24 protein-coding genes are annotated in these 23153 nt (G+C 72.5%); 6 read left to right on the top strand and 18 right to left on the bottom strand.

Annotated elements, in window-relative coordinates:
• The 4 genes from Dsi01nite_RS53090 to Dsi01nite_RS53075 form a co-directional block, all read right to left on the bottom strand.
• Positions 1-352, bottom strand: a 352-nt coding sequence (locus Dsi01nite_RS53090) for a carbohydrate-binding protein (protein ID WP_373318964.1), incomplete at its 3' end; no start/stop codon positions are given.
• A 23-nt stretch (positions 353-375) separates the two neighbouring features.
• On the bottom strand, positions 376-1200 hold the full coding sequence (gene modA / locus Dsi01nite_RS53085; RefSeq protein WP_203854144.1) for a molybdate ABC transporter substrate-binding protein: 825 nt from the start codon (positions 1198-1200) through the stop codon (positions 376-378).
• A 101-nt stretch (positions 1201-1301) separates the two neighbouring features.
• A complete protein-coding gene (locus Dsi01nite_RS53080; protein ID WP_203854143.1) occupies positions 1302-2015 on the bottom strand; it encodes a lytic polysaccharide monooxygenase in 714 nt (237 codons plus the stop codon).
• 715 nt (positions 2016-2730) lie between these two features.
• A complete protein-coding gene (locus tag Dsi01nite_RS53075; protein WP_203854142.1) occupies positions 2731-3012 on the bottom strand; it encodes a DUF4190 domain-containing protein in 282 nt (93 codons plus the stop codon).
• Between the two features lie 169 nt (positions 3013-3181).
• Here Dsi01nite_RS53075 and Dsi01nite_RS59110 point away from each other — a divergent pair, with 169 nt between their 5' ends.
• Complete coding sequence (locus Dsi01nite_RS59110) at positions 3182-3496, top strand: S1 RNA-binding domain-containing protein (RefSeq protein WP_203854141.1); 315 nt, start codon at positions 3182-3184, stop codon at positions 3494-3496.
• A 112-nt stretch (positions 3497-3608) separates the two neighbouring features.
• Here the strand turns inward: Dsi01nite_RS59110 and Dsi01nite_RS53065 are convergent, their stop codons facing one another.
• Positions 3609-4115, bottom strand: a complete 507-nt coding sequence (locus tag Dsi01nite_RS53065) for a nuclear transport factor 2 family protein (protein WP_203854140.1) — start codon at positions 4113-4115, stop codon at positions 3609-3611.
• 126 nt (positions 4116-4241) lie between these two features.
• On the opposite strand from Dsi01nite_RS53065, the gene Dsi01nite_RS53060 reads away from it, so the two are divergent.
• Positions 4242-5174 (top strand): TIGR03619 family F420-dependent LLM class oxidoreductase, encoded by a 933-nt coding sequence (locus Dsi01nite_RS53060; protein WP_203854139.1) that lies wholly within the window; start codon positions 4242-4244, stop codon positions 5172-5174.
• Here Dsi01nite_RS53060 and Dsi01nite_RS53055 read toward each other — a convergent pair.
• The 13 genes from Dsi01nite_RS53055 to Dsi01nite_RS52995 all read right to left on the bottom strand — a co-directional run bounded on the left by Dsi01nite_RS53055 (position 5147) and on the right by Dsi01nite_RS52995 (position 16536).
• A complete protein-coding gene (locus tag Dsi01nite_RS53055; RefSeq protein WP_239137122.1) occupies positions 5147-6121 on the bottom strand; it encodes a zinc-binding dehydrogenase in 975 nt (324 codons plus the stop codon). The genes Dsi01nite_RS53060 and Dsi01nite_RS53055 overlap by 28 nt on opposite strands.
• A 66-nt stretch (positions 6122-6187) precedes the next feature.
• Positions 6188-6478 (bottom strand): hypothetical protein, encoded by a 291-nt coding sequence (locus Dsi01nite_RS53050; protein ID WP_203854137.1) that lies wholly within the window; start codon positions 6476-6478, stop codon positions 6188-6190.
• A 3-nt stretch (positions 6479-6481) separates the two neighbouring features.
• Positions 6482-7570, bottom strand: coding sequence for an ABC transporter substrate-binding protein (locus Dsi01nite_RS53045; protein ID WP_203854136.1), 1089 nt, complete (start codon positions 7568-7570; stop codon positions 6482-6484).
• A gap of 35 nt (positions 7571-7605) precedes the next feature.
• Positions 7606-8484 (bottom strand): ABC transporter permease, encoded by an 879-nt coding sequence (locus Dsi01nite_RS53040; RefSeq protein WP_203854135.1) that lies wholly within the window; start codon positions 8482-8484, stop codon positions 7606-7608.
• Positions 8481-9314 (bottom strand): ABC transporter ATP-binding protein, encoded by an 834-nt coding sequence (locus tag Dsi01nite_RS53035; protein WP_203854134.1) that lies wholly within the window; start codon positions 9312-9314, stop codon positions 8481-8483. Before Dsi01nite_RS53035 ends, Dsi01nite_RS53040 begins: the two co-directional genes overlap by 4 nt.
• A gap of 74 nt (positions 9315-9388) precedes the next feature.
• Positions 9389-10138 carry an SDR family oxidoreductase gene (locus Dsi01nite_RS53030; RefSeq protein ID WP_203854133.1) on the bottom strand — a complete coding sequence of 250 codons (750 nt, stop codon included), beginning with the start codon at positions 10136-10138 and terminating at the stop codon, positions 9389-9391.
• Positions 10129-10752, bottom strand: a complete 624-nt coding sequence (locus tag Dsi01nite_RS53025) for a cysteine hydrolase family protein (RefSeq protein ID WP_203854132.1) — start codon at positions 10750-10752, stop codon at positions 10129-10131. Before Dsi01nite_RS53025 ends, Dsi01nite_RS53030 begins: the two co-directional genes overlap by 10 nt.
• Entirely contained in the window at positions 10749-11804 is a 1056-nt protein-coding gene (locus tag Dsi01nite_RS53020; RefSeq protein ID WP_203854131.1) for a Gfo/Idh/MocA family protein, read from the bottom strand. The genes Dsi01nite_RS53025 and Dsi01nite_RS53020 overlap by 4 nt, the downstream gene beginning before the upstream one ends.
• Positions 11801-12697, bottom strand: a complete 897-nt coding sequence (locus Dsi01nite_RS53015; protein ID WP_203854130.1) for an amidohydrolase family protein — start codon at positions 12695-12697, stop codon at positions 11801-11803. The genes Dsi01nite_RS53020 and Dsi01nite_RS53015 overlap by 4 nt, the downstream gene beginning before the upstream one ends.
• A gap of 4 nt (positions 12698-12701) precedes the next feature.
• A complete protein-coding gene (locus tag Dsi01nite_RS53010; protein ID WP_203854129.1) occupies positions 12702-13523 on the bottom strand; it encodes an enoyl-CoA hydratase/isomerase family protein in 822 nt (273 codons plus the stop codon).
• Positions 13520-14698, bottom strand: coding sequence for an acyl-CoA dehydrogenase family protein (locus Dsi01nite_RS53005; protein WP_203854128.1), 1179 nt, complete (start codon positions 14696-14698; stop codon positions 13520-13522). The genes Dsi01nite_RS53010 and Dsi01nite_RS53005 overlap by 4 nt, the downstream gene beginning before the upstream one ends.
• Complete coding sequence (locus Dsi01nite_RS53000) at positions 14699-15715, bottom strand: acyl-CoA dehydrogenase family protein (RefSeq protein WP_203854127.1); 1017 nt, start codon at positions 15713-15715, stop codon at positions 14699-14701.
• The gene (locus Dsi01nite_RS52995; RefSeq protein ID WP_203854126.1) at positions 15712-16536 is read right to left on the bottom strand and encodes an enoyl-CoA hydratase/isomerase family protein; all 825 of its coding nucleotides are present in this window, start codon (positions 16534-16536) and stop codon (positions 15712-15714) included. The genes Dsi01nite_RS53000 and Dsi01nite_RS52995 overlap by 4 nt, the downstream gene beginning before the upstream one ends.
• Before the next feature lie 77 nt (positions 16537-16613).
• On the opposite strand from Dsi01nite_RS52995, the gene Dsi01nite_RS52990 reads away from it, so the two are divergent.
• The 4 genes from Dsi01nite_RS52990 (at position 16614) to Dsi01nite_RS52975 (ending at position 23126) form a co-directional block, all read left to right on the top strand.
• The gene (locus Dsi01nite_RS52990) at positions 16614-17573 is read left to right on the top strand and encodes a hypothetical protein (protein WP_203854125.1); all 960 of its coding nucleotides are present in this window, start codon (positions 16614-16616) and stop codon (positions 17571-17573) included.
• Positions 17570-21046 (top strand): indolepyruvate ferredoxin oxidoreductase family protein, encoded by a 3477-nt coding sequence (locus Dsi01nite_RS52985; protein ID WP_203854124.1) that lies wholly within the window; start codon positions 17570-17572, stop codon positions 21044-21046. Before Dsi01nite_RS52990 ends, Dsi01nite_RS52985 begins: the two co-directional genes overlap by 4 nt.
• Positions 21043-21888, top strand: a complete 846-nt coding sequence (locus Dsi01nite_RS52980) for a FadR/GntR family transcriptional regulator (protein WP_203854123.1) — start codon at positions 21043-21045, stop codon at positions 21886-21888. The genes Dsi01nite_RS52985 and Dsi01nite_RS52980 overlap by 4 nt, the downstream gene beginning before the upstream one ends.
• Positions 21889-22007: 119 nt before the next feature.
• Positions 22008-23126: a proprotein convertase P-domain-containing protein gene (locus tag Dsi01nite_RS52975; protein WP_239137114.1), complete on the top strand. Its 1119-nt coding sequence runs from the start codon at positions 22008-22010 to the stop codon at positions 23124-23126.
• Positions 23127-23153 lie beyond the last annotated feature (27 nt).

Genomic DNA, 23153 nt, shown 5'->3' with positions numbered 1-23153 from the left:
CCCGGAAGTTGCCGGGCACACCCGGCGTGCCGGCAGGAGTCGTCGGCGGGGGCGTGGTCGGGCCGCCGCCTCCGGTGCACGTGCCGAGGTCGGTCCACAGCGACGGCGTGGTGGACGGGGTCCAGCCGGCCCCGGGCCACGCGGTGTGCGTCTGCAGGGCCCGGTAGGTGTGGCCCTGATACGTGACCTGGGTGCCCGCCGTGTAGGTGTTGCCTTCCGCCCAGTTCGGGGCGGTGCAGGCGGCCAGGGCGGCGGTGCTGCCGGCCTGTGCCTGCAGCGTGGGCACGAGCGCAATCGCAATGGCCAGGACCACGCCCGCCGCCAGTGCGAACCTGCGACGTTGAGCTCTCATTGGACTCCTTTGGATGGATTGACTCAGGTGGGTGACAGGCCGGCGTCGGCGAAGACGTGCCGCGCCAGGGCGGAGCCCAGGAACGCCACGAACGCGTCCGCGCCGACGGTGTTGGTGCCGGTCGAGACCTTGATGGCGGTGTACTCGTCGGCCATGAGCAGGGCCTGGGCGAAGTCGAGGGCGCGCAGGTCGGCGCCGGACGCGACGACGTCGGTGCGGTAGACGAGCGCGGCGTCGGCGGCACCCGCGCGGACCCGGGTCAGCGCACTGGCCGGGTCAGGTTCGACGGAGACGGGACGCACGTCGACCGCGGCGGCGGTGAGCGCGGCGCGGCTCATCCGGCCGCACGGGGTGGTCTCGGCGCACAACGCCACCCGGGTGCCGGGAAGGTCGGCGACGCCGGCGATTCCGGTGCTCGGCGGGACGGCGACGACGATCGGGTTGCGGGCGACGACCGCCGTAGCACCGCGGGCGTGTCCACCGATGACCTGGGTGGTGGCCACCGCGTCCGCGGACACGAACACGTCGACCGGTGCGCCGGCGAGGATGTGCCCGGCGTGCTCGGCGCCGCGGCCGTACTCCACCGCGACCCGGACACCCGGGAACGCCTCCTCGAACTTCGGCACGAGTGTGGTCAACGTGGCCCGTAGCTCGTCGGCGGCGTGCACCACGACCGTCCCGCCCGGCGCGCCGGACCCGGCCGGTGCGCCGGCGGAGTGCTGATGGTCGTGGCCGGCCGAGGTCGGCACCGCGACGGACGCCGGTCCGGCACCGGGCGACGCACTGGAACACGCCGCCAGGCCGAGACCGACGAATGCCATCGCGAGGCTCAGGCTGCGCAGGCTCATCGGCGCGGGCTCCACTCGATCGAATGCCGGGAACCGCCCGGCCCGGGGGCTGCCCCGAGCCGGACGGCCGATCAGGAGATGACGGATCGGGAGGTGACGGATCAGCAGGCGCCGTTGTCCTGCCAGACGCCCCACTCCCCGGTGGTGCCCGGCTCCTCGCCCTGCGTCCACCACCGCGCCGTGTACTTGCGGCTCTTGTGCGAGACGGTCATGCCCCCGGTGTAGACGGCCGCCGCGCTCCACGCCGCGCCGCAGCCGCCGGTCGGCGGCGGAGTGGTGGGGCCGCCGCCACCGCCGCCACCCACGTTGACGTCGACGCACGAGTAGAACGCCATCGCGGTGTCGTAGATGTTCCAGACGGCGAGGACCTTGTGCCGCCCGCTGGGCAGCCCGGTGACGTTGTGGTTGACGACCTGCGGCGGTTGCGCGTTGCCGTTGGTGAACGTCTGGTGCAGGTTGCCGTCGACGTAGTACTGCCAGTTGAGCGTGCGGTGCATCGCGGTGTTGCGCCACGAGAACGTCGTCGAGCTGCTGATGTTGGTGACGATCCAGCCCTTGTTCTCCTGGTCGAGCACCGTGAAGTTGCTGTTGCCGCCGCTGCAGTTCCGGGAGCCCTTGGGGGCCTCGACGCTCTGCGGTTCGTACTGGATGGAGCCGCAGTTGGCGACGGCACCGGTGGCGCATTGGTCCTGGCGGCTCGGCGGGCTGGTGATCCAGCCGTGCGCGCCGGCCGGTGCGGCCGAGAAGATCACGGAGAACAGGGGGACGGTGAGGAGGGCGGCAGCGAGGACTGCCAGTCTTCTTCGGAGGGTCATGTCGCTCCTTCGGCAGGCGTGGGTCATCCTTCGTTGACGACCGGTCCGCCCACCGACGTCGACCTTCCATCAGGGAACGTCAATACTGTTAGGTTTGTCAACAGTTTCGCCGGCGCCAGTCCGGACCACGCAGTAGGCGCCGCGCTTCTGATCGTGCAGGTGGCCGGCGACACGGCGGTGATCAGGGCCGCCGACCGGGCGGAGAGTCGTCACTGGACGCCACCGCGGCTGGCGGTGCCGCACCTGGGCATGGTCGCGTCGAGGTTCGCGGGCACATCGTGGATCGCCTGGCCGAACCCTGGCGCAGGCAGCACGGTTCGTCGACCATGCGGCGTGAGGCGCCGTGGTCGACCTCATCGACCGGGGCGTGCTGCGCACCGGCCCGGAACCCGGGATTGTCACGCTGCCGCCCATCTGGCGCGAGGCGACCAGCTTCGGCCTGAAGCCGGGCCTGTCCGACCGGGACGAGCGCATCGCATCGGCAGGGCTGATGGGCGAATACGACGGCAACGTCAACGTCGTCCGCATCGTGGAAGGCGTCAGTACCGACGACAGGCTGTGGAACCAGGTCGTCGGCGAGCTGGAGGGCGAGGCGTCTGGACGTCCGGCAGCGTCGCAGGCACGCGACGCCGCCGGCCAAGAGCCTGCGCGAAGTCATGGTCGAGGAGTGAGCCTGGCAGGAGCGGAGGTCATGCGCACGGTCCTCGGCCTGGGCTCAGTTCACTCCGTTGAATCCGCCCCAAACCGCGGTGCCGACCAGGCCGCACCACACGATGATGAACAGCCCGAAGAGCACGCTGAGGATCCAGCCGGCGATGACGCCCACGTTGGCCAGTTCGATCCCGCGTTCTCCGCTCTGCGCGATCTGCTCCTTGGCCTTGCCTCCGAAGTAGATGCCCAGCGGCGGGAAGATGACGAAGGCGAACACGGCGGCGAGGATGGCATACGTGTTCACGGGCGGAAGCGGGGTGTATTGGAAATTCGGTGGCTCGGTCATGTGTCCGTCAGCTCCCCGTCGAGTTGTCACACCATCATGGCCCGGGCAGTATGGCAGCTTCCGATCACCAGGACATCGATCGTTTGGCGGGACGACACGTCCGTCGTCCCGCCGCCGGAACCCCGTCGAGGCCATCGCCGTTTGAACACCCTGCGAGCGTCCTGGGATCATGAAGACGATGGAAGACGACGAGTCCCTTGCGACGTTCATGGCGACCGTGAGCGTCGGTGACACCCTGACGGGAACCGTTGCGGAGATCACGCCGCTGGGAGCGGCGATGCTGCTCGATGGCTTCGACGGCGACCCGGTCGGCTTCATCGGCTGCCTGAGCGACGGCATCGAGGGCCTGGTCCACCTCAGTGAACTGTCCACGACGCCCATCGAGACGCCGGACCAGGCCGTCCAGATCGGCGACGAGGTCATGGTCACCGTCATTGCAATCGACCTGCTCCGGCGCCGTCTCGCGCTGTCCTGCCGCCGCTGATCCGCTCGCTCGATGAGCGCTGCTGTGGTGTTGGCGAACCCTTGGAGCCGGGTCGGACAAGGGCGTCCACGCCGGCACCGTCGCCATCAACGTCTTCATCGGTGCGACGTGCTCACGGGGCGAGCAGGTCGGTGCGGAGGCGGTACACGTAGTCGTCCCGGTCGCGGCGGCCGGCCGGGCCGGGGCCCTCACGCGGGACGAACAGGTTGGCCTCCGAGCGGGTCCATTCCCGCGACGCGTAGCGTTCCAGGATGCGCCATTCGCCGTCGCGCTGCTCGAGCAGGTCGATGTAGCGGAAGCCGCTGGTGAAGTTCAGCTGTGGGGAGTCCGACGGGGTGCCCCAGTGCACGGCGGTGCCGTAGGTCTCCGACAGGGCACGTGTTCCGGCGAACTCGACCAGGTGGTTGGCGACCAGGTGCATCGTGCCGTCGAAGCCGCGCAGCTTCGGCTCGACCCAGGCGACGTACTCCTCGACGGGGCCGTCGAAGCCGGTGTGGTGGTCGATCGCGCCGGGGTGGTAGCAGGAGCGGACCAGCTCCATGTCGAGGCGGTCGACGCCCCGGCAGTACCGGCATACGAGGTCCCGGATGGCGGCCCGGTCGGCGTCCTCGTTCGTCATCGGAACCTCCTGCGACTGTCTGCTGTGGACCCGCGTGGCCTGGTGTTTTCCCGGGCCGCACCGGTAAACTACCAAGCACTTGCTTGGTTTGGTACCCGTTGGCTGCTGGGTGGAAGTGGGGATGCGATGGCTCGGCTGGGCTTCAACCTGATGGGCGTGGACGAGCTGTACGGCGGCCGCTTCACCGGCATCCTGGAAGCGGCCGGACTGGCCGACCGGATGGGCGTGGACCTGCTGGTGCTGCCCGACCATGTGACGATCAGCGAGCGGGCCCACCGCGACCGGGTGGCCGTCGGCTTCCCGTATCCCATCGACACCAACTGGTTCGAGCCGCTGACCGCCCTCGCCGCGATCGCCGGGGTCACCGGCCGGGCCCGGCTCGGCACCAACGTCCTCATCGCGCCGATCCGCCCGGCCGTGCTGCTGGCCAAGCAGCTCGCCACGCTCGACGTCATCTGCGGCGGGCGGCTCGACGTGGGCCTCGGGGCGGGCTGGCAGGAGGAGGAGTACCGGGTCACCGAGCGGCCGTTCGAGCGTCGCTTCGGCTACCTGGAGGAGCAGGTCGCCGTCTGCCGGGCGCTGTGGGCCGGGGGGCCGGCGGCTCACGCGGGGCAGCGGGTGGACTTCACCGACCTGCACAGCATGCCGGTGCCGGTGCAGGGCGCGGACCTGCGGCTGTCGTTCGGCTTCCATCCCACTCCGCGGGCGATCGAGCGGGTGGTGCGCCACGGCGTGGGGTGGTGGGCGGCGCCGATGCCGGTCGAGGAGGTGCGGGCCGCGATCGCCGCCATCCGCGCCGAGTCCGTGCGGGTCGGCCGGGACCCGGCCACGATCCCGGTCACCGCGGCCACCACGCTGGTCGCGCACGGCAGGACCGCCGAAGAGGCCGGCGCCGCGCCGGTGCTGCAGGAGGCGCGGGCGCTGTGGGAGGCCGGTGCCGACTGCGTCATCGTGCACCCCCTGGCGTTCGTGCGGACGCCGGAAGCGTTGCCGGCGTTCCTGCAGCCGCTGCTCGACGCCCGGGACGCGGCTCACGCCTCGAGGACCACCTTGAGCTGACCGGCCCGGGGCGCGGCGGCCCGGTCGTAGGCCTCCTGGACGCGGGTCATCGGCAACCGGTCGGTGACGTAGGCGTCCAGGATCGACGGGTGCTCGCGCAGGTAGTGCTGGGCCAGCCGCAGCACCCGTCCGCGGTCCTTGGTGGTGCCGGCCCGCAGGGTCAGGTCCTTGCGGAAGAACGTGTGCATCGGCACCGGGTAGACCAGGTCGTCGGGCACCCCGAAGTAGTAGACCAGGCCGCCGTCCGCGGCCGCGTCGACGGCGCAGCCGAGGGTGCCGACCTGGTGCCCGATGGACTCGACCACCACGTGCGGCCGGTCGGCGGGGGCGAGCGAGGCGACCCACCGGTCGCACGAGGCCCGCACCGGCTCGTCCACCCCGAAGGTCCGCGCCTGCTCCGACCGGTCGACCCGGTCGACGCCGACCACGTGGGCGGCGCCCGCGGTCTTCAGCACGTGGCTGAACAGCATGCCGATCGGTCCCTGGCCGAGGACGGCGACCCGCTGCCCGGTGACGTCGCCCATCCGTTCGACCGCGTAGATGACGCACGCGAGGGGCTGCGCGACCACGGCGTGTGCCGGCGGGAGCGTGCCGTCGTCGGGTGTGAGGGAGTCCCCTTCGGTGACGACGAGCTCGGCGAGCGCGTCCTGGCCCAGGGCCCAGCCGACCGCGGTGGTGCCGGGCGTGAAGCCGGGGTGGCGGGAGGCGACCACGTCGCCCACCACCTCGTGCATCGGGCAGCCCGGCCCGGGTGGCGCGCCGTCCGGGTGGTTGCCCAGCCCGCCCTGGAGCTGGACGGCGCCCTTGAACAGGGGCATGTCGCTGCCGCAGATCGCGCCGGCCCGGACCCGCAGCAGCACCTCGCCGGGGGCGAGCGCCGCCGGGGAAGGTGCCGGGACGCGGACGTCGGTGAACGTCGAGGGGGCAACGAGCTGGGCCGCCCACATGTCACTCAATGCTGGCTCCCTCAGGAAGAGGCCGGGCGGCCCCGGAGGACCGCCCGGCAACGTGCATTACGGCCGCATGGACGCGACGTAGTTGCGGATGACCTCGATGCCGTCGAACAGTTCGGTGAGCGTCCATTCGCGTGGTGCGTCCGGTGCCGCGCGCAGCATCTCTAGGAGGGTCTCCTCGTCGGCGACGTTGGCGACGATCAGCCGGCCCCCGCCGGCCATCGAGTACAGGCAGTCGAAGGTGCCGTCGGCCAGCTTGGCCGAGATCCAGTCCACGGCCACGTCGGCGATCCGCAGTCCCAGCTCAGGATCGACCGGGCCGTGGTGGCCAACGGCGAGGAACTTCCGCATCGGCTACGCGGCCAGCGCCGTCTGGCGCGGCGTGTCGTCGAACAGCTTGTCGTCGGCCAGGGGTTTGGTGAAGTTGACGATGCCACCGATCTCGGCCCAGGCGGACTCGATCGGTGCGATGTTGCCGATGGGGAACTTGAAGTCGGGGTCGAACACCAGGCTGGACGGCCCGGTGACCTGGGCCTCGGTGGCGCCCAGGGCCTTGATCAGCCCCTCCTTCACCTGCGGGTTGCTGCGGTAGTCGCCCTGCAGATAGGTGCGGCTGGTGCGGACCAGCGCGCGCACGATGGCCGCGGCCACGTCCGGCTTCTCGGTGCGGATCTTGCCCATCCAGTAGCTGGTGATGGACGCGGTGAACGGGATGATGAGCTTGTGCCCGGTCTTCTCGGCGGTGGTCCAGACGGGGTCACTGAGGTTGCCGGCGTCCACCGAGCCCGAGTCGAGCCCGGCCAGCAGGTCGGCGCCGCCGAGCGGCACGATCGTGACGTCCTTGACGGTGAGGTTGCAGGTCTTCAGGTACGCGGCCAGCTCTACCACGGCGGGGGAGCCGAGGCCCGTGGCGGAGCCGGTGGAGACCTTCTTGCCCTTCAGGTCGGCGCAGCTGAACGAGCCGTCGGGCTTGAGCAGGCTCTTGCGCACGTAGTAGCCCTGGTGGTTGGCGGGGCTCCAGCCGACGCCGCCGCCGATGCCCTTGATGTCGGCGCCACCGGCGATCGCGTTGAACAGGCCGGCCGACGGCGCGGCGGGCGCCACGTCGATGTCGCCCTTCTGCATCACCACGACGAGGTTGTTCGTCTGTACCAGCTGGATGTTGATTTTGATGTTTTCCTTTTTGAACTCCCCGAAGTACTCGGCGAGCAGTAACGGCGCATACGCTTCGATGTTGCGGAAGGGGAGCGAGGCGTTGACCGTGACCTCGCTCGGCAGCGGCTTCGGCGCCGGGGTGTTCGGCCCGGTCGGGCCGGGGGCCGGGGCGCTGGTGGCCCCGGTTCCGGTAGGGGTGGAGGACGGGGTCGAGCCGTCGTCGCCGCAGGCGGACAGCAGCGGGACGGCGAGCGCGGCGACGACGAACAGGGCGGCTGATCGGCGCATTTTGCGTCTTCCTTACTGGGGGAGGGGAAACCGATTTACAGGAGGTTCCGGTCGCCGCCTTCGATCTCGACGCGAGCCCACGGCAGCACGAGCAGCGACACCCACTTGACGGCATTGCTCAGCAGCAGCCCCATGAGGGCGACCGCCACGATGCCGACGTACATCCGGGGCGCCTGAAACAGCGTCCAGGAGTACCAGATGAGATAGCCGATGCCCTTGTTCGCCTGGGTGAACTCGACGCCGACCATCATCAGCACGGCGACGCTGACCGACATCCGCAGACCGATGAACATCTGCGGCAGCGCGGCCGGGAACAGGACGTGACGGAAGGTCAGCCACGGGCCGGCCTGGAAGCTCTGCGCCACCTCGCGGTGACCCGGGCTCACCGCCAGGAACGCGGCCATGGTGCTGACCCACATGAAGAAGAAGACGGTCATGCCGATGGCCACGTTCAGGGCCGTGTCGGTGAGGCCGAAGATGAGCAGCAGCAACGGGAAGATGGCCAGCTTCGGCACCGTGTACAGCGCCGACAGCAGCGGCTCGAGGGTGGCCCGGACCCAGCGGGAGGCGCCGAGGGCGATGCCGGCGGCCACCCCGGTCACCACGCCCATCGCGCAGCCGATGAGCACCCGGGTCAGGCTGGCCCAGAGGTGCTCGAACAGCTCGCCGCTCTCGACGAGCTCCAGGGCCGCCTTCCAGACCTCGGTGGGCGGCGGGAAGAACAGCGGGTTGACCGCGCCGCTGGTCGCGGCCACCTGCCACACCACGAACAGCAGCACCGGCGCACCGAAGCCCAGCACGATCTCGATCACCCGGCGCCGGCGCCGGCGGACCGCGGCCCGCTCGGGGGTGGCGGATGCCTCCCGGCGCACGAGCCGGCCGTTCGCTGGGGGTTTCTGCAGGATCTGGGTCATGACGCCTCCGTTCCTGCTGCGAGCGAGGCCTGGACCTCGTCGCGCAGCACGTCCCACACGTTCTGATGCAGCTCCGCGAACTCGGGCGTGCGGCGCACGTCGCTGGCGCGGGGCCGCCCGAACGGCACGGTGATGTCACTGACCACCCGGCCGGGCCGGGCCGACACGACGACCACGCGGTCGCCGAGCACGAGCGCCTCCTCGAGGCTGTGGGTGACGAAGATGACGGTGCGCCGGTCCTCCTCCCAGACCTTGAGGAGCACCTCCTGCAGCACCACCCGCATCTGTGCGTCCACGGCCGCGAACGGCTCGTCCATGAGCAGGATCTGCGGCTGTACGGCGAGGGCCCGGGCGATCGATACCCGCTGCCGCATGCCGCCGGAGAGCGTGGCCGGGTAGGCCTTCTCGAAGCCGCTCAGCCCGATCCGGCGGATCCATTCCATCGCCCGCTCGTTGGCCTCCCGCCGGGGGACCTTCGCCATCTCCAGGCCGAACCGCACGTTTGCGAGGACGGTCTTCCAGGGCAGCACCCCGTAGTCCTGGAAGACCATGGACGTGTCCGCCCGGCCCTCGTCGAGCCAGAGGTCCAGGGTGCCCGCGGTCGGTGGCAGCAGGCCGTTGACGATGCGCAGGAACGTCGACTTGCCGCAGCCGGACGGGCCGACCAGGCAGACGAACTCGCCGTCGGCCACCCGCAGGTCGAACGGGCCGAGGGCGTGCACGCGGCTCTTGCCGGAGATGAACTGCCGCTCCACGCCGGACGCGAGCAGCTTGGCGCCCGCGGGTGCCGTCGGCGGGGCCGCGGTCGCTTGCCGTGTCTGTGTGTCCACTGTGCTCCAGGTGTCCTCAGGGGCGGGGTGTCCTCAGGTGGCGGGTGTCCTCAGGCGGCGGGGTGTCTCACGGGTCAGCCGAACCATTGGCCTGCGTTGACGTCGAGCGTCTGCCCGGTCACGCCGGCGGCGGCGGGCGAGCCGAGGAAGGCGGCCACGTCGGCCACCTCCCGGGCCGTCACGAACCGGCCCAGACAGGTCCCCTCCAGCGCGGCCCGCCGGGCGCCGGCGTCGGCGAAGAACGCCTCCAGGTTGTCCGACTCGATGTATCCGGGCACGACGGCGTTGACCCGGACCGAGTGCGGGCCCAGCTCGCGGGCCAGGACCTGGACCAGGGTGAGCATCGCCGACTTCACCACGGCGTAGATGCCGGAGCCGGGGTGCGGCCGGCGCGCCGAGATGGAGCTGACCAGCACGACCGCCGCCGCCCGTCCCCGCATCAGCGGCAGCAGCTCGTACAGCAGGTTGGTGGCCGACAGGATGTTGCCGTCGACCGCCGCGTGCCAGTCGGCGGCCGTGCGCTCACCGAGCGAGCCAAGCGGCGGCCGGGAGAACGCGTTGTGCACGAGGACGTCGACGGCGCCGTACCGCTCGCCGATGCGCTCGGCGGCCTCGGCGCAGCGGGCCCGGTCGGTGAGGTCGGCCGGCAGGCGCAGCGCGGCCCGGCCGGCCGCCTCGACCTCGCCGGCGACCTGCTCCAGGTAGTCGGCGTTGCGGGCGAGCAGCGCCAGGTCGGCGCCGGCCTCGGCGAAGGTCAGGGCGAGCTCGCGGCCCAGCCCCGGTCCCACGCCCGCAACGACAGCGGTGCGTCCGGTCAGGTCCATGCCGCCACCACCTCGTCCACTGTGGACAGCGTGGCGAGGTGGCGCAGGCTGTAGCGGATCACCTCGGCGGCGTAGTCGGCCGGGACGCCGGCCACCGCGTCGACCGGCACCACCACGCGGTACCCCAGCCCCACCGCCTCCATCGAGGCACCGAGGATGCCCATGTTCACCGACACGCCGACCAGGACGATCGTGCGCACGCCGAGGCCGCGCAGGCTCGCGTCGAGCTCGGTGCCGGTGAACGGGGTCACGCCGTGCAGCCGCTCGACGGTGACGTCGTCGTCCTCCGGCCCGATCTCCGCCAGCACCTGCGCGGACACCGAACCGGTGCGCAGGTGCTCGGGCATGGCCGCGGCGCGCTCCAGGATCGGCGCGTTCGTCAGGCCCGGCCGGCCGCCGCCCCGGCGGGCTACGGTGGCGTGCACGACCGCGACCCCGGCGGTGCGGGCCGCGGTCAGCAGGCGGCGCACGTTGCCGACGCCACCGGCGGCCCGCAGCTGCTCGCCCAGCTCCGGCACCAGGCTCTCGGGGCCGACGATGCCGCGCTGCAGTTCCATCGTCACGACCGCGGTGCCGTCGGGGCGGACCACCGCGGGGTCGAGTGGGCGGCTCATGGGGCACCTCCGGGCTGGACGGTGACGGCGTGGCCCTGCTCGGCCGAGACCTGGATCGCCTCGACGACCCGCAGCACGGCCAGGCCGTCGGCGAAGGTGGCCGGACGTTGCTCACCGGTGCTGCCGTCTTCGAGGTGCCGGTACAGCCAACCGGCGAGACCGGTGTAGGCGGCGATCTCGGCCGCGGTCCACGGGCGGCTGCTGTCAGTTGTGTCTGGTTGCGACGGTGCGGCGCTCAGGTCGCGGGTCCCGTCGGCGGTCTCGAGGAGGGCCCGGCCGTCCACGATGGACACCGTGCCGGCGGTGCCGGCCACCCGGGTCACCTCGACCGGCGGGCCCCAGACCGCCGCGCACTCCTGGATGATCCCGACCGCGCCGGACGCGGTGCGCAGCAGCACGCCGTAGCCGTCGTCGGCGCCGCCGCCGGGGCGGGGCACCGCCTGGCCCAGCGTGGCCGACACCTCGGCGATCGGGCCGAGCCACAGGTGCAGCTGGTCCAGCAGGTGGGTGCCGTTCGCGCGCAGCCACCCGCCGCCGCGGGCCGGGTCGAACCACCAGCCGGGCGCGCCCGCTTCGGCGTCGGCGAGGATCGGGTAGGACCGCACGACCGTGACCGTGTGCGGCCGGCCGATGCGGCCATCGGCGATCGCGGCGCGGACCGCCTCGACCGCGGGGTCCCACCGGAACTCGGTGCCGACCAGCGCGACGACACCGGCCGCGTCGGCCGCCTTCGTCATCGTCTCGGCCTGCTCGACCGACAGCGCGAGGGGCTTCTCGCAGATGACGTGCCGCCCGGCCGCCACGGCCAGCCCGGCGAGCTCGGCGTGCGTGTCCGGGGGCGTGGCGATGGTGACGACCTCGGCGTCGGTGGCCCGCAGTGCGGCCTGCAGCGAGTCGAACCCGGCCGGCACGCCGACCCGCGCGGCCCGCCGGGTGGTCCGCTCGGCGTCCTGGCCCACCAGTGCGGCCACCTCGAACCCGGCCGCCCGCAGCGCCGGCACGTGCACCCGCAGCCCGAAGCCCGTACCCACGACGACCGCCCGGCGGGTCATGCTGCAGTCCCGCGGCCGGAGCGGTCCAGGCCGAGCACCCGCAGTGCGTTGGTGCGCAGGAACTTCTCCCACACGCCGTCGTGCAGCGGCAGGTCGTCCAGCTCGGTGAAGATGCGCTCCAGGGACAGGCCCATCGGGAAGTAGCCGGCGTAGAGCACCTTGTCCGCGCCGCGGGTGTTGGCGAAGTCCAGGATCTGCCGCGGGTAGTACTTCGGCGCGAACGCGCTGGTCGAGTAGTACAGGTTGGGCCACTTCAGCAGCAGCTTCACGGCCAGGTCGACCCACGGTTCGCAGCCGTGCCGGGTGACGAAGCGCAGCTCGGGGAAGTACCAGCAGACCTCGTCGATGAGGGCGACCTCCTGAGCCGCGAACGGGATCCGGGGCCCGGGCACGCCAGCGCAGACGAAGATCGGGATGTCCAGGTCGACGCAGGCGGCGTACAGCGGGTAGAACCGCTTGTCGTTGATCGGCACCGGCGGGTTGAGCCCGCTGGGCATCGCGCTCGCCGCGACCACGCCGAGCTCCTCGACGGCCCGGCGCAGCGCCCGTACACCCTCCATCCCGGCGTTGGGGTCGACGGGGAACGCCCCGAGGAACCGCTCCGGGTGGTCCTTGAGCGCGGCGACGGCGAGCTCGTCGTCGAAGCTGACGGTGATCATGCCGCGCTCGACGCCGAAGCGGTCCATCTCGCCCAGCACGGCCGCCGCGCCGTCAGTGCTGAACCGCTGGTCCGGCAGGCTCTTGTACATGTACTCGGCGGGGAACCGGTAGGTCTCGCGGCTCTCCTGGTCGCGCAGCTGGGTGCCGAGGAACCGGCGCCAGCTGTCGTCGCCGGGTCCTTTCGGGATCCCCATCATCAGGTCGATCACGCCGATGTCGGTGGGCCTGGGCATCGCGTCACCACCCCCGGAAGACCGGGTCGCGCTTCTCCGCGAAGCTGCGCAGCCCTTCGGCGCTGTCCTCGGTCCACACGTTCATCGCCACCGCCATCTCCTCCTGGTGGAACGCCGAGACCCGGTCCGAGTCCAGCGACTGGTTCAGCAGGCGCTTGGCCAGGCCGATCGCGACGGTCGGCCCGGCCGCGAACCGGGCCGCGAGGGCGTCGGCGGCGGCCGGCAGGTCGTCGGGCTCGACCACCTGGTGCACGATGCCGAGGCGTTCGGCGTCGGTGACGCTCAGGTCGCCGCCGAGCAGCAGCAGCCGTTTCGCCAGGTGCAGCCCGAGGATGCGGGGCAGCAGGTACGCCGCCGCGGCGTCCGGCACGATCCCGCGGGTGATGAACAGCTCCGCGAACCGGGCGCTGGTCGAGGCGACGACGACATCGGCGGCGAGGGCGAGCTGGGCGCCCATGCCGGCGGCCACCCCGTTGACCGCGGCGATGACCGGCTTGGGGCAGTCGAGGACCGCGGCGATGAGGGCCTGCGCGCTGCGGACCGCGGGCCCGGTGGCGCCGACCACCCGGTCCGGCCGGCCGTCGGCGGGCGGAGCGGGTTTCGGCAGGCCGAGGTCGCCGCCGGCGCAGAAGGCCCGGCCGACCGCGGAGAGCACGACCGCCCGCACCTCGACCGCCGCGCCGGCCTCGGCCAGCAGCGAGATCAGCCGTTCACGCTGCGGCGGGCCGAGCGCGTTGCGCCGCTCGGGGCGGTCGAACACGATCCGGGCCACGCCGCCCTCGACCGTGCAGCGCACCTGCTGCGTCACGTCCTGCTCGGCGGTCATGACCCGGCCCGCCGGGCGGTGGCGCGGGGCAGGCCGAGGTGCCGTTCGGCGATGATGCCGCGCTGGATCTCGCTGGTGCCGGCGTAGATGGTGGTCACGACCGAGTGCCGGAACTCGTGCTCGATCCAGCCGTCGGCCGGTGCCCCGGTGCCGTGCCCGGTGAGCAGCGCGTCGGCGCCGACGACGTCCACGAGGGACGCCGAGGCCCGCATGAGCGCCTCGGAGCTGAACAGCTTCGCCAGGGACCCCTCGGTGTGCGGCAGGACGTCGCGTGAGGTCAGCCAGGTCATCCGGTACCCCATGAGGCGGCTCACCTCGAGGTCGGTGTACGCCCGGGCCAGGCAGGCGCGCACCTCGGGCCGCTCGATCGGCGCCGGCCCGTCCGGGCCGGCCGTGCGGGCCCAGTCCAGTGCGCGGCCCAGCAGGTGCAGCAGGTGCCCGGCCGCGGCCGGCTGCCGCTCGAAGGCGAGCGCCACCATCATGACGTCCCAGCCGCCGTCGACCTCGCCGACCCGTGCGCTGTCCGGGACGCGGACCCGGTCGTAGAACGTGGCGTTGGTGCGTTCCCCGCCGAGCGTGTGCACCGGGCGGACCTGGACCCCGTCGGCGTCCAGCGGCACCAGGAACATGGTCAGGCCGCGGTGCTTGGGGACGTCAGGGTTGGTGCGGGCGAGCAGGAAGACGTAGCTCGCCTCATGCGCCATCGTGGTGAACATCTTCTGCCCGTCGATGACCCAGCCGTCGCCGTCGCGGGTGGCCCGGGTGCGGGCCGCGGCCACGTCGGAGCCCGAGTCCGGCTCCGAGTAGCCCAGGCACAGCAGGATCTCCCCACCGAGGATGGCCGGGATGACCTCGTGCCGCTGCTGCTGCGTGCCGACGATCTGCAGCGTCTTGGCCACCAGCTCGGCGATGAGCCAGCCTTCGATCGGGATGCCGGCCCGGGCGAACTCCTCGTTGAGGGTGGCCATCTCGAACGGGTCCCGGCCCTGCCCGCCCTGCTCGACCGGCCAGGCCGCCTTCAGCCAACCGCGTTCGGCCATCGCCCGGTGCACGTCCCAGCTGTGCAGCGTGCCGGTGTCGTGCACGGCCGCCGACGTCTGCGGTGGCAGCCCGGCCAGGAACTGCCGGACCTCGTCGCGGAAGCGCAGCTGTGCCGCGGAGAGCTCGAAGTCCATCTACCGCCGCCCTGTGTCGTGGTCGGAGTCGGAGTCGGTGTCGGCCAGCGCGAGCGCGACGACGGCGTCGACCGCCGCGGACTCGCCGCCGCTGAGCAGGCTCAGTGCCTTGGCCCGGCGGAAGTACAGCTGGATGTCGTATTCGAGGGTGTAGCCGTAGCCGCCGTGTGCGTGCAGGCCGCGGTCGGTGGCCTGGCGGGCGGCCCGGCCGGCGAACGCGGCGGCCATCGCGGCCAGGCCGTGCCGGCGGGGGCTGCCGGTGTCGCCGGCCCAGGCCGCCTCCTGGACCAGCAGCTGCGCGCCGTCGACGAGGGCGGCGGCGTCGGCGAGCTGGTGGGCGAGGGCCTGGAACGCGCCGATCGGCTGGCCGAACTGGTGGCGGGTCTTCGCGTACTCCACGCCGAGGTGCAGCCCGGCGGCGGCGACGCCGGCGAGGGCGGCCGCGGTGAGGACCTGCCAGTCGGCCCGGGCCTCGGCGAAGGCCGACACCGCCGCCGGTCCCTCGGCGAGGACGGTCGCGCCGGTGAGGTCGGCGTGGCCGATCGCCAGCCCGGCGAGGGTCTGCTTGGGCCGCTCGACGTCGTGGCCGGGCCCGGCGATGAGGATCCGGTCCCCGTCGCAGGCGATCACGCGGTCGGCGACGGCGGCCCACGGGACGGTCCGGGCGACACCGGCCACGGCCGGTCGGGGGGAGAAGGTGACCAGGTCGTCGCCGGCGGCGGCGCCGAGGCGGTCCAGCAGCCGGGTCGCGACCAGGGTCTCCACCAGCGGTGCCGAGGCGAGGCAGGCGCCGGCGTCCTGGGCGGCGACGGCGAGGTCGGCCAGCCGGGCCGGGGCGCCGTCGCGGGAGCCGGCCAGGTGCGGGAAGCCGAACCCGCCGAGCACCGCCCACAGCGCCGGGTCGAAGCCCAGCGGCTCGGCCGCCCGGACCCGGGCCGGCGTCGAGTGGTCGGCGAACAGGGCGGTCAGGCCCGCGCGGAGGTCGAGCTGCTCGCTGGAGAGGGCGAAGTCCATCATCGCAGTCGCCACTTCGGCCGGCCGCCGGCGCGGAACGCGTCCTGGCCGGCGGCGAGGGCGGCCGGGTCGGTGCCGGCGGCGACGAGCGCGTGGGCGACGCCGAGCGCCTGGCCGGGCGCCATCTCCGAGCCGATCCAGATGGCCCGCAGGGTGGCCTGGACCGCGAGCGGCGGCAGGGCCGCGATGGTGTCGGCGACCGTCGCCGCCGCCGCGCGCAGCTGGTCGCCGGGCACCACCTCGGACACCAGGCCGATCTCCAGCGCGCGCCGGGCGGACATCCGCTCGGCCGAGCCGAGCAAGGTCAGCCGCAGCACCTCGCCCAGCGGCATGCGGCGCAGCAGGTGCAGCGGCTCGAACACGGCGGGCATGCCGAACGTGGTGTGCGGGTCGAAGAACGTGGCGGTGTCCGCGGCGATGATGATGTCGGCCTCGCCGAGCAGGTAGAACGCGCCGCCGCAGGCGATGCCGTTGACCGCGGCGATGACCGGCTTCCACAGGTCGCAGGACTTGGGGCCGAGGAAGTCGCCGACGTCGGCGCGCAGGAACGGGCTGCTCGCCTTCAGGAGTTGAGCGGAGTCGTCATCGGTGGGCTCCAGGCCGGAGCGGTCGTAGCCGGTGCAGAACGCCTTCTCGCCGGCTCCGGTGACGACCACGGCCCGCACCTCGTCGTCGAGGCGCAGCCGTGCCCACAGGGCGGCGAGCTCGCGCAGCATCGTCTCGTTGAACGAGTTCAACACCTCGGGGCGGTTGAGCTCGACCCACGCGACGCCGGCGTCGATGGTGACCCGCACTGTCGTGGGTTCCGCATCTTCGCTGGTCATCAAGTGTGTGTTGTGCATCACAGCCCGAAGGTTATAAGGTTATATCCTTAGCGTCAAGGGTGGCCGGGGAGGGCGACGTGACCGCAGGTCGGCAGAGACGGGTGTGCACCGACGAGGAACTCCGGGAGCTGTCCACGTCACCCCGGGACCGCGTGCTCGCCGCCTCGGAGTCCACTGTGGACGCTCTCCGTGAGCACCTCGCGATCCTCGAACGGGAGCACCGGGGGCAGCGCGAGCGCTACCTCGACTGGGTCGCCACCATCCTCGGCACCGCCGCCGAGCGGCACGGGCGGGACGGCCTGCGCCTGCTGACCGGCCGTACCCTCGCCTTCTTCGCCGCCTACCCGGGCGTCGACCCGGTCCGCGACGAGGTGCCGGCGCCGATGGCCGACGAGGTCGCCGCGGCCGTCGCCCGCGGTGACACCGGCGGCGCACTCGCGCTCTTCGACGACCGGGAGGCCGCCTGGCGCTCGGTCATCGACGTGCTGCGCGACTGGCTGTCCGCGCTGCTGTCGCAGGTGCACGCCGCCTACGGCCCGGACGAGCTGGAGGTGTTCCACCGCCGACGCGGCGAGGACGCCCTGCGCGGCCTGATGCGTGACATCGACCGGCCCGCGGCCGAGCGCCTGGTCAACCTCGTGCACCTGCTGCAGGGACACTTCACGGACCTTGCGGTCAGCGAGGACGACGAGAAGTTCACGATCGTGCAGGACCCCTGCGGCACCTGCGCCCGCCAGGTCGCCGACGGCCGGTTCACCGCCGGGCTCGGCCTCGCCGTCGTCACCGACCCGCACCCGGTCACCTGGGGCGGCCGGCCGACCACCGTCTACCGCACCCACGTGCCGATCTGGCACGTCGAGATGGCCCGCGAGCGCCTCGGCGCGCCGTGGCCGGTGAACCTCTGCCCGGCCGGGCTCGACCCCGGCACCTGCACGATCCTGCTCTACAAGGATCCGCGCGACCCGTCCGCCGTGACCCGGCTGCCCACGGCCGCCGACGCGTCCGCCATCCCCGCAACGAAGGGCTCAACCCCATGACCGACGTGGTGACATCGGCGCCGACCGGGTACCAGCTGACGGACCGCTACGACGCCGACGACGGCACCGTCGTGCTCACCGGCACCCAGGCGATCACCCGGATCCTGCTGGACCGGCACCGGCTCGACCGGGCCGCCGGGCTGCGCACCGGGGGCCTCGCGTCCGGGTACCCCGGATCGCCCCTCGGCGGACTGGACCTCACCCTGCACCGGGCCGCCGCGACCCTGGCCGCCGAGGACGTCCGGCACGTGCCCGGCGTCAACGAGGAGCTCGCCGCCGCCGTCGTGTTCGGCACCCAGCAACCGTCCCCCGGGGGGTTCCGCGACGGACTGCAGGGCGTGTTCGGCCTCTGGTACGGCAAGGCCCCGGGCGTGGACCGGTGCGGCGACGCGTTCAAGCACGCCAACCAGTTCGGCGTGAGCCCCCTCGGCGGGGTCCTCGCGGTCGCCGGCGACGACCCGGCGGCGAAGTCGTCGTCGCTGCCGAACCAGAGCGAGACCGCCTTCTACGACGCCCTGATGCCGGTGCTGGTGCCCGGCTCCGTCCAGGAGCTGCTGGACTTCGGCGTGACCGGCCTGGAGCTGTCGCGGTACTGCGGCTGCTGGGTCGGGCTGAAGGTGGTCACCAGTGTCGCCGACTCGGTCGGCTCGGTGCGCCTGGACCCGGGCCGGCTGTCGCTGCGGCACCCGGCGCTGGAGATCGACGGCGAGCCCTGGCAGCACCGGCAGCGGATCCAGCTGGTCCCCACCATCCTCGTCGACCGGGAGCGGGACCTGCTCGAACGCCGGCACGTCGCGGCCGTCGCGTTCGCCGCCGCCAACGGCCTCAACGTCATCGACGGCGCGCAGGACGGCGCCCGGGTCGGCATCGTCGCGGCCGGCAAGACCTACTACGACGTCCGGCAGGCCCTCACCGACCTCGGCCTGGACGACGACGGCCTGCGCGAGCGGGGGGTACGGCTGCTGAAGCTCGGCATGATCTACCCGCTGGACCGTGCCGTGGTGGAGCGGTTCGCCGACGGCCTGCAGCACATCGTGGTGGTGGAGGAGAAGCGCGACTTCATCGAGTCCGCCGTACGTAACGCGCTGTACCCCACCCCGCACCGGCCGACCGTGGTCGGCAAACGCGACCGCGCCGGCCGGCTGCTCGTGCCGGCCCACGGCGAGCTCGGCCCTGATCTGCTCAAGCCGATCCTGCGGCGCGAGCTCGGCCTGCCTTCGCCCGCGCCGGCGGTTGCGGTGAAAGGCCCGGTCCTGCTGCCGCTGCTGGGCCGCGCGCCGGCCTACTGCAGCGGCTGCCCGCACAACCGGTCCACCGTCCTGCCCGACGGCGCGGTCGTCGGCGGCGGCGTCGGCTGCCACGGCATGTCCTACTTCGACCCGCGCATCGCCGGCAACGAGAAGCTGCCGGTGGTCCCGATGGGCTCAGAAGGGGTGCCGTGGATCGGCATGGCCCCGTTCTCGCAGACCGGGCACATCTTCCAGAACCTCGGCGACGGCACCTACTCGCACTCCGGCCTGCTCGCGGTCCGCGCCTGCGTCGCCGCCGGCGTGAACATCACCTTCAAGATCCTGTTCAACGGCTACGTCGCGATGACCGGCGGCCAGCAGATCGCCGGCGGCATGTCGGTGCCGGCGCTGACCCGGGAACTCGCCGCCGAAGGGGTCAGCCGGATCATCGTGTGCGCCGAGGACACCGGCCGGTACCGCGGCGTGCGCGACCTCGCCGACGGCGTCACCGTGCTGCCGCGCGAGGAGATCCTCGCCGCGCAGGAACGCCTCAGCACGGTCGAGGGCGTCACCGTGCTCATCTACGACCAGGTCTGTGCGGCCGAGGCCCGGCGGCTGCGCCGCTCCGGGAAGCTGCCCACCCCCGACCGCCGGGTGGTCATCAACGAGCTGGTCTGCGAAGGCTGCGGCGACTGCGGGGTGAAGAGCAACTGCCTGTCGGTCCAGCCGGTCGACACCGAGCTCGGCCGTAAGACACAGATCCACCAGACCTCCTGCAACTCCGACTTCAGCTGCCTGGACGGCGACTGCCCGTCGTTCGTCACGGTCCGCACCGTCCCGGCCGCCCGCCCTCGGCCGCGTCGCCGCATTGAGGGAGAGGCACCGGCCGAACCGGCGGCGAAAGCGGCGCTCGGTGACCGCGCCTACGGCGTCTACCTGGTCGGCATCGGCGGCACCGGCGTGGTCACGGTGAACCAGGTCCTGGCCACCGCGGCGCTGCTCGACGGACGGTACACCGCCGGCCTCGACCAGACCGGCATGAGCCAGAAGGCCGGAGCGGTGGTCTCCCACCTGCAGATCAGCGCCACCCCGGTGGACGACCGCACCGCCGCGGTGAGCGCCGGCCAGGCCGACCTCTACCTGGTGTTCGACCTGCTCAGCGGGGCGGCGCCGCAGCACCTGGCGCGCACCGACCCACAGCGCACGGTGTCGGTCGTCGCGTCCTCGGTCACCCCGACCGCGGCCGTCGTCACCAACATCGCGACCACCCTGCCGCCGGCCGGCGAGCTGCTCGACCGCATCCGGGACGCGGCCGGCCGCACCACCGCCGTCGACGCGGCCCAGCTCAGCCGCAGCCTGTTCGGTGACGAGACCACCGCCAACATCCTGCTGCTCGGCGTGGCGTACCAGACCGGCGCGGTGCCCCTCGCCGCCGCGTCGATCGAGGAGGCGATCCGGCTCAACGGCGTCGCCGTCGAGCAGAACATCGAGGCGTTCCGGGCCGGCCGCCGGCACGTGCTCGCCCCGGTCACGCTCGACGAACCCGCCGCGGCCGCCCGGCTCGGCGCCGCCGGCCTCGACCCGACCCCCGGCGCGCTGTCGGCCGCCCGGCGGCTGCTCGACCCGGCCGCACTCCCGGCCGCGGTCCGCGAGGTCGCCGAACCACGCGCCGCCGAACTGGTCGACTACCAGAACGCCGCGCTGGCCGGCCGTTACGTCGACGCGGTCCGGCACGTCGTGGCCGCCGAGGCCGGCCGGTACGGCACGGACACGGTGTCCGTGGAGTTCGCCCGGTACCTGTACAAGCTGCTTGCGTACAAGGACGAGTACGAGGTCGCCCGGCTGCACCTGAAGGTCGACATCGGCGCGCAGGCCGCGCCCGGCGGCACCCGGGCACAGGTGCGCTACCACATCCACCCGCCGTTTCTGCGGGCACTCGGACTGCGGCACAAGCTCGCGCTGGGCGCCTGGATCCGACCTGTGTTCGCGATGCTGAGGGCGATGCGGTCGGTACGCGGCACCGCGTTCGACCCGTTCGGCCTGGCCGAGGTGCGCCGGGTGGAACGGGCCCTGCCACAGGAGTACACCACGGCGGTGCTCGCCGCGCTTGACACCGCCGACCTCGACCGCTGCCTGGCGGTGGCGCGGGCACCGGATCTGGTACGCGGATATGAGACCATCAAGCTGGCCAATGTGACCCGGTTCCGGGCGGTCCTGGCGCGACCCTCCCAGGTGGACGGATGAAAGAGGCGAAGATCATGTCGGACCCCGCCCCAGGCCGGGCCGTTCCGCAGCGCGAAGGCGGCACGAAAGGCCCGCTGCTCGCGCGGCGCCGGGTCGGTGAGCGCCTCGCCGACGAGCTGCGCGACCGGATCCTGCGCGGCGATCTCACCACGGACAACGGGCTGCTGAAGCAGGACGAGCTGTTCGAGGAGTTCCGCGTCAGCATGCCGTCGGTCCGTGAGGCCATGCGCACCCTGGAGACCGAGGGCCTCATCACCATCCGCCGCGGCAACCGCGGCGGCGCCGAGGTGCACCCGCCCCAGCTCGAACGCGCCGGCTACATCTTCGGCCTGGTCCTGCAGTCCCGCGACGTCAGCGTGCAGGACCTCGGCCTGGCCGTGCGCCGCCTCGACCCGGTCTGCGCCGAGATGTGCGCGACCAGACCGGACCGCATGGAGACGGTCGTGCCCGCCCTGCGCGAGATCCAGCACCGCACCGAGGAGAGCATCGGCGACTTCGCGAAGTTCGTGGCCTGCATGAAGGAGTTCCACGAGGCCCTGGTGCGCAACTGCGGCAACCAGACCTTCGAGCTGCTGGCCGGCATGCTGGAAGGACTCTGGTATGCCCACGAGGAGGAATGGGCCGCCCGCACCCTGATCGAGGGCGGCATCCCCGGCGACGACGCCACCCGCCGCAGTCTCAACAGCCACGCCGAGCTGATCCAGGCCATCGAACAGGGCGACGGCCCAGGCGCCGCCATCCTGGCCCGCCGCCACCAGGAGGACACCCAACCCCAGGCCAACCTCGGCGGCGAACCCTCAGTGGTGGTCAACGCCCAGCTGATCCGCCCGCCGGACTACTGACCCGGCGTCCCACTTCCAGGCCGCCCAGAGGCGCCGGCCGGATGTCGGATTCCTGACGTCCGGATCCGCGCCGATCGCCGTCCTCCTCCACGAACCCGATGCGGCAATCAGGAGGAACGATGGGTACAGCGTCCACAACCGCCCGGCGCCGGCTGGGTGCCGGCCTGCTGGCCGTGCTGGCGGCGATCTTCGGTGTGCTGTTCACGGCGCCGACGGCCGCGACGGCCGCCACCAACGACTTCAGCATCGCGCTCAGCCCGCCGGCGAGCGAGGTGCAGATCGGCAACACCGTCATGGCCCTCATCTCCACCACAACGACCAGCGGCGCCGCGCAGCCGCTGAACCTGACCGTGTCCGGCCTGCCCGGCAACGTCATTGCGCACTTCGCCTTCACCACGATCACCTCGGGCACCCAGACGGCGGTGACCTTCGGCGCGGTGCCGGGCGCGACGACCGGCACGTACCCGATCACCATCACGGCCACCGGGACCTCGGCGACCCACACCGCGGTGCACACGCTGACCGTCACCAACTCGCCGTCCTGCTCCGTGGCGACCAACCCCACGGACGTGCCGGTGCCGGACCTGTCCACCGCGGAGAGCACCGTCACCTACACCGGCTGCCCGGGCAACGCGTCGGCGGCGAGCACGGTCGAGGTGCACATCGTCCACCCGTTCCGCGGCGACCTGGTCGTGTCCCTCGTCGCCCCCGACGGCAGCTCCTACCTGCTGGCCAACCGCCAGGGCGGCGCGACGCAGAACCTCGACCAGGTGTACACGGTGAACCTGTCGAGCGAGGCCCGCAACGGCACCTGGCGCCTGCGGGTCCAGGACGCGGCCCAGTCCGACACCGGCTTCATCAACGCGTGGACACTCAACCTGGGCGCGCCGCCGAGCACCTGCACCGGCGCCAACCCCACCGACGTGACCATCGTCGACCTGGCCACCGTGGAGAGCGCGGTCACCCTGGCCGGCTGCACGGGCAACGCGGCGGGCATCAGCACGGTCGAGGTGCACATCGTCCACACGTACCGCGGCGATCTGGTCGTGTCCCTCGTCGCTCCGGACGGCTCCGTCTACGTGCTCAGCAACCGGCAGGGCGCGAGCGCGGACAACATCGACCAGACATACACCGTGGACCTGACGAGCGAGGCCCGCAACGGCACCTGGCGGCTGCGGGTCCAGGACGCGGCGTCGGCGGACACCGGGTTCATCAACACGTGGACGCTGACCACCTGATCTGTACGCCGGCGGCCACCGGTGCGG

This window comes from Dactylosporangium siamense (assembly GCF_016862795.1).
Classification (GTDB): domain Bacteria; phylum Actinomycetota; class Actinomycetes; order Mycobacteriales; family Micromonosporaceae; genus Dactylosporangium; species Dactylosporangium siamense.
Note: the sequence above shows the minus strand (reverse complement) of the source record. Positions and strands in the feature narration are given on the sequence as shown.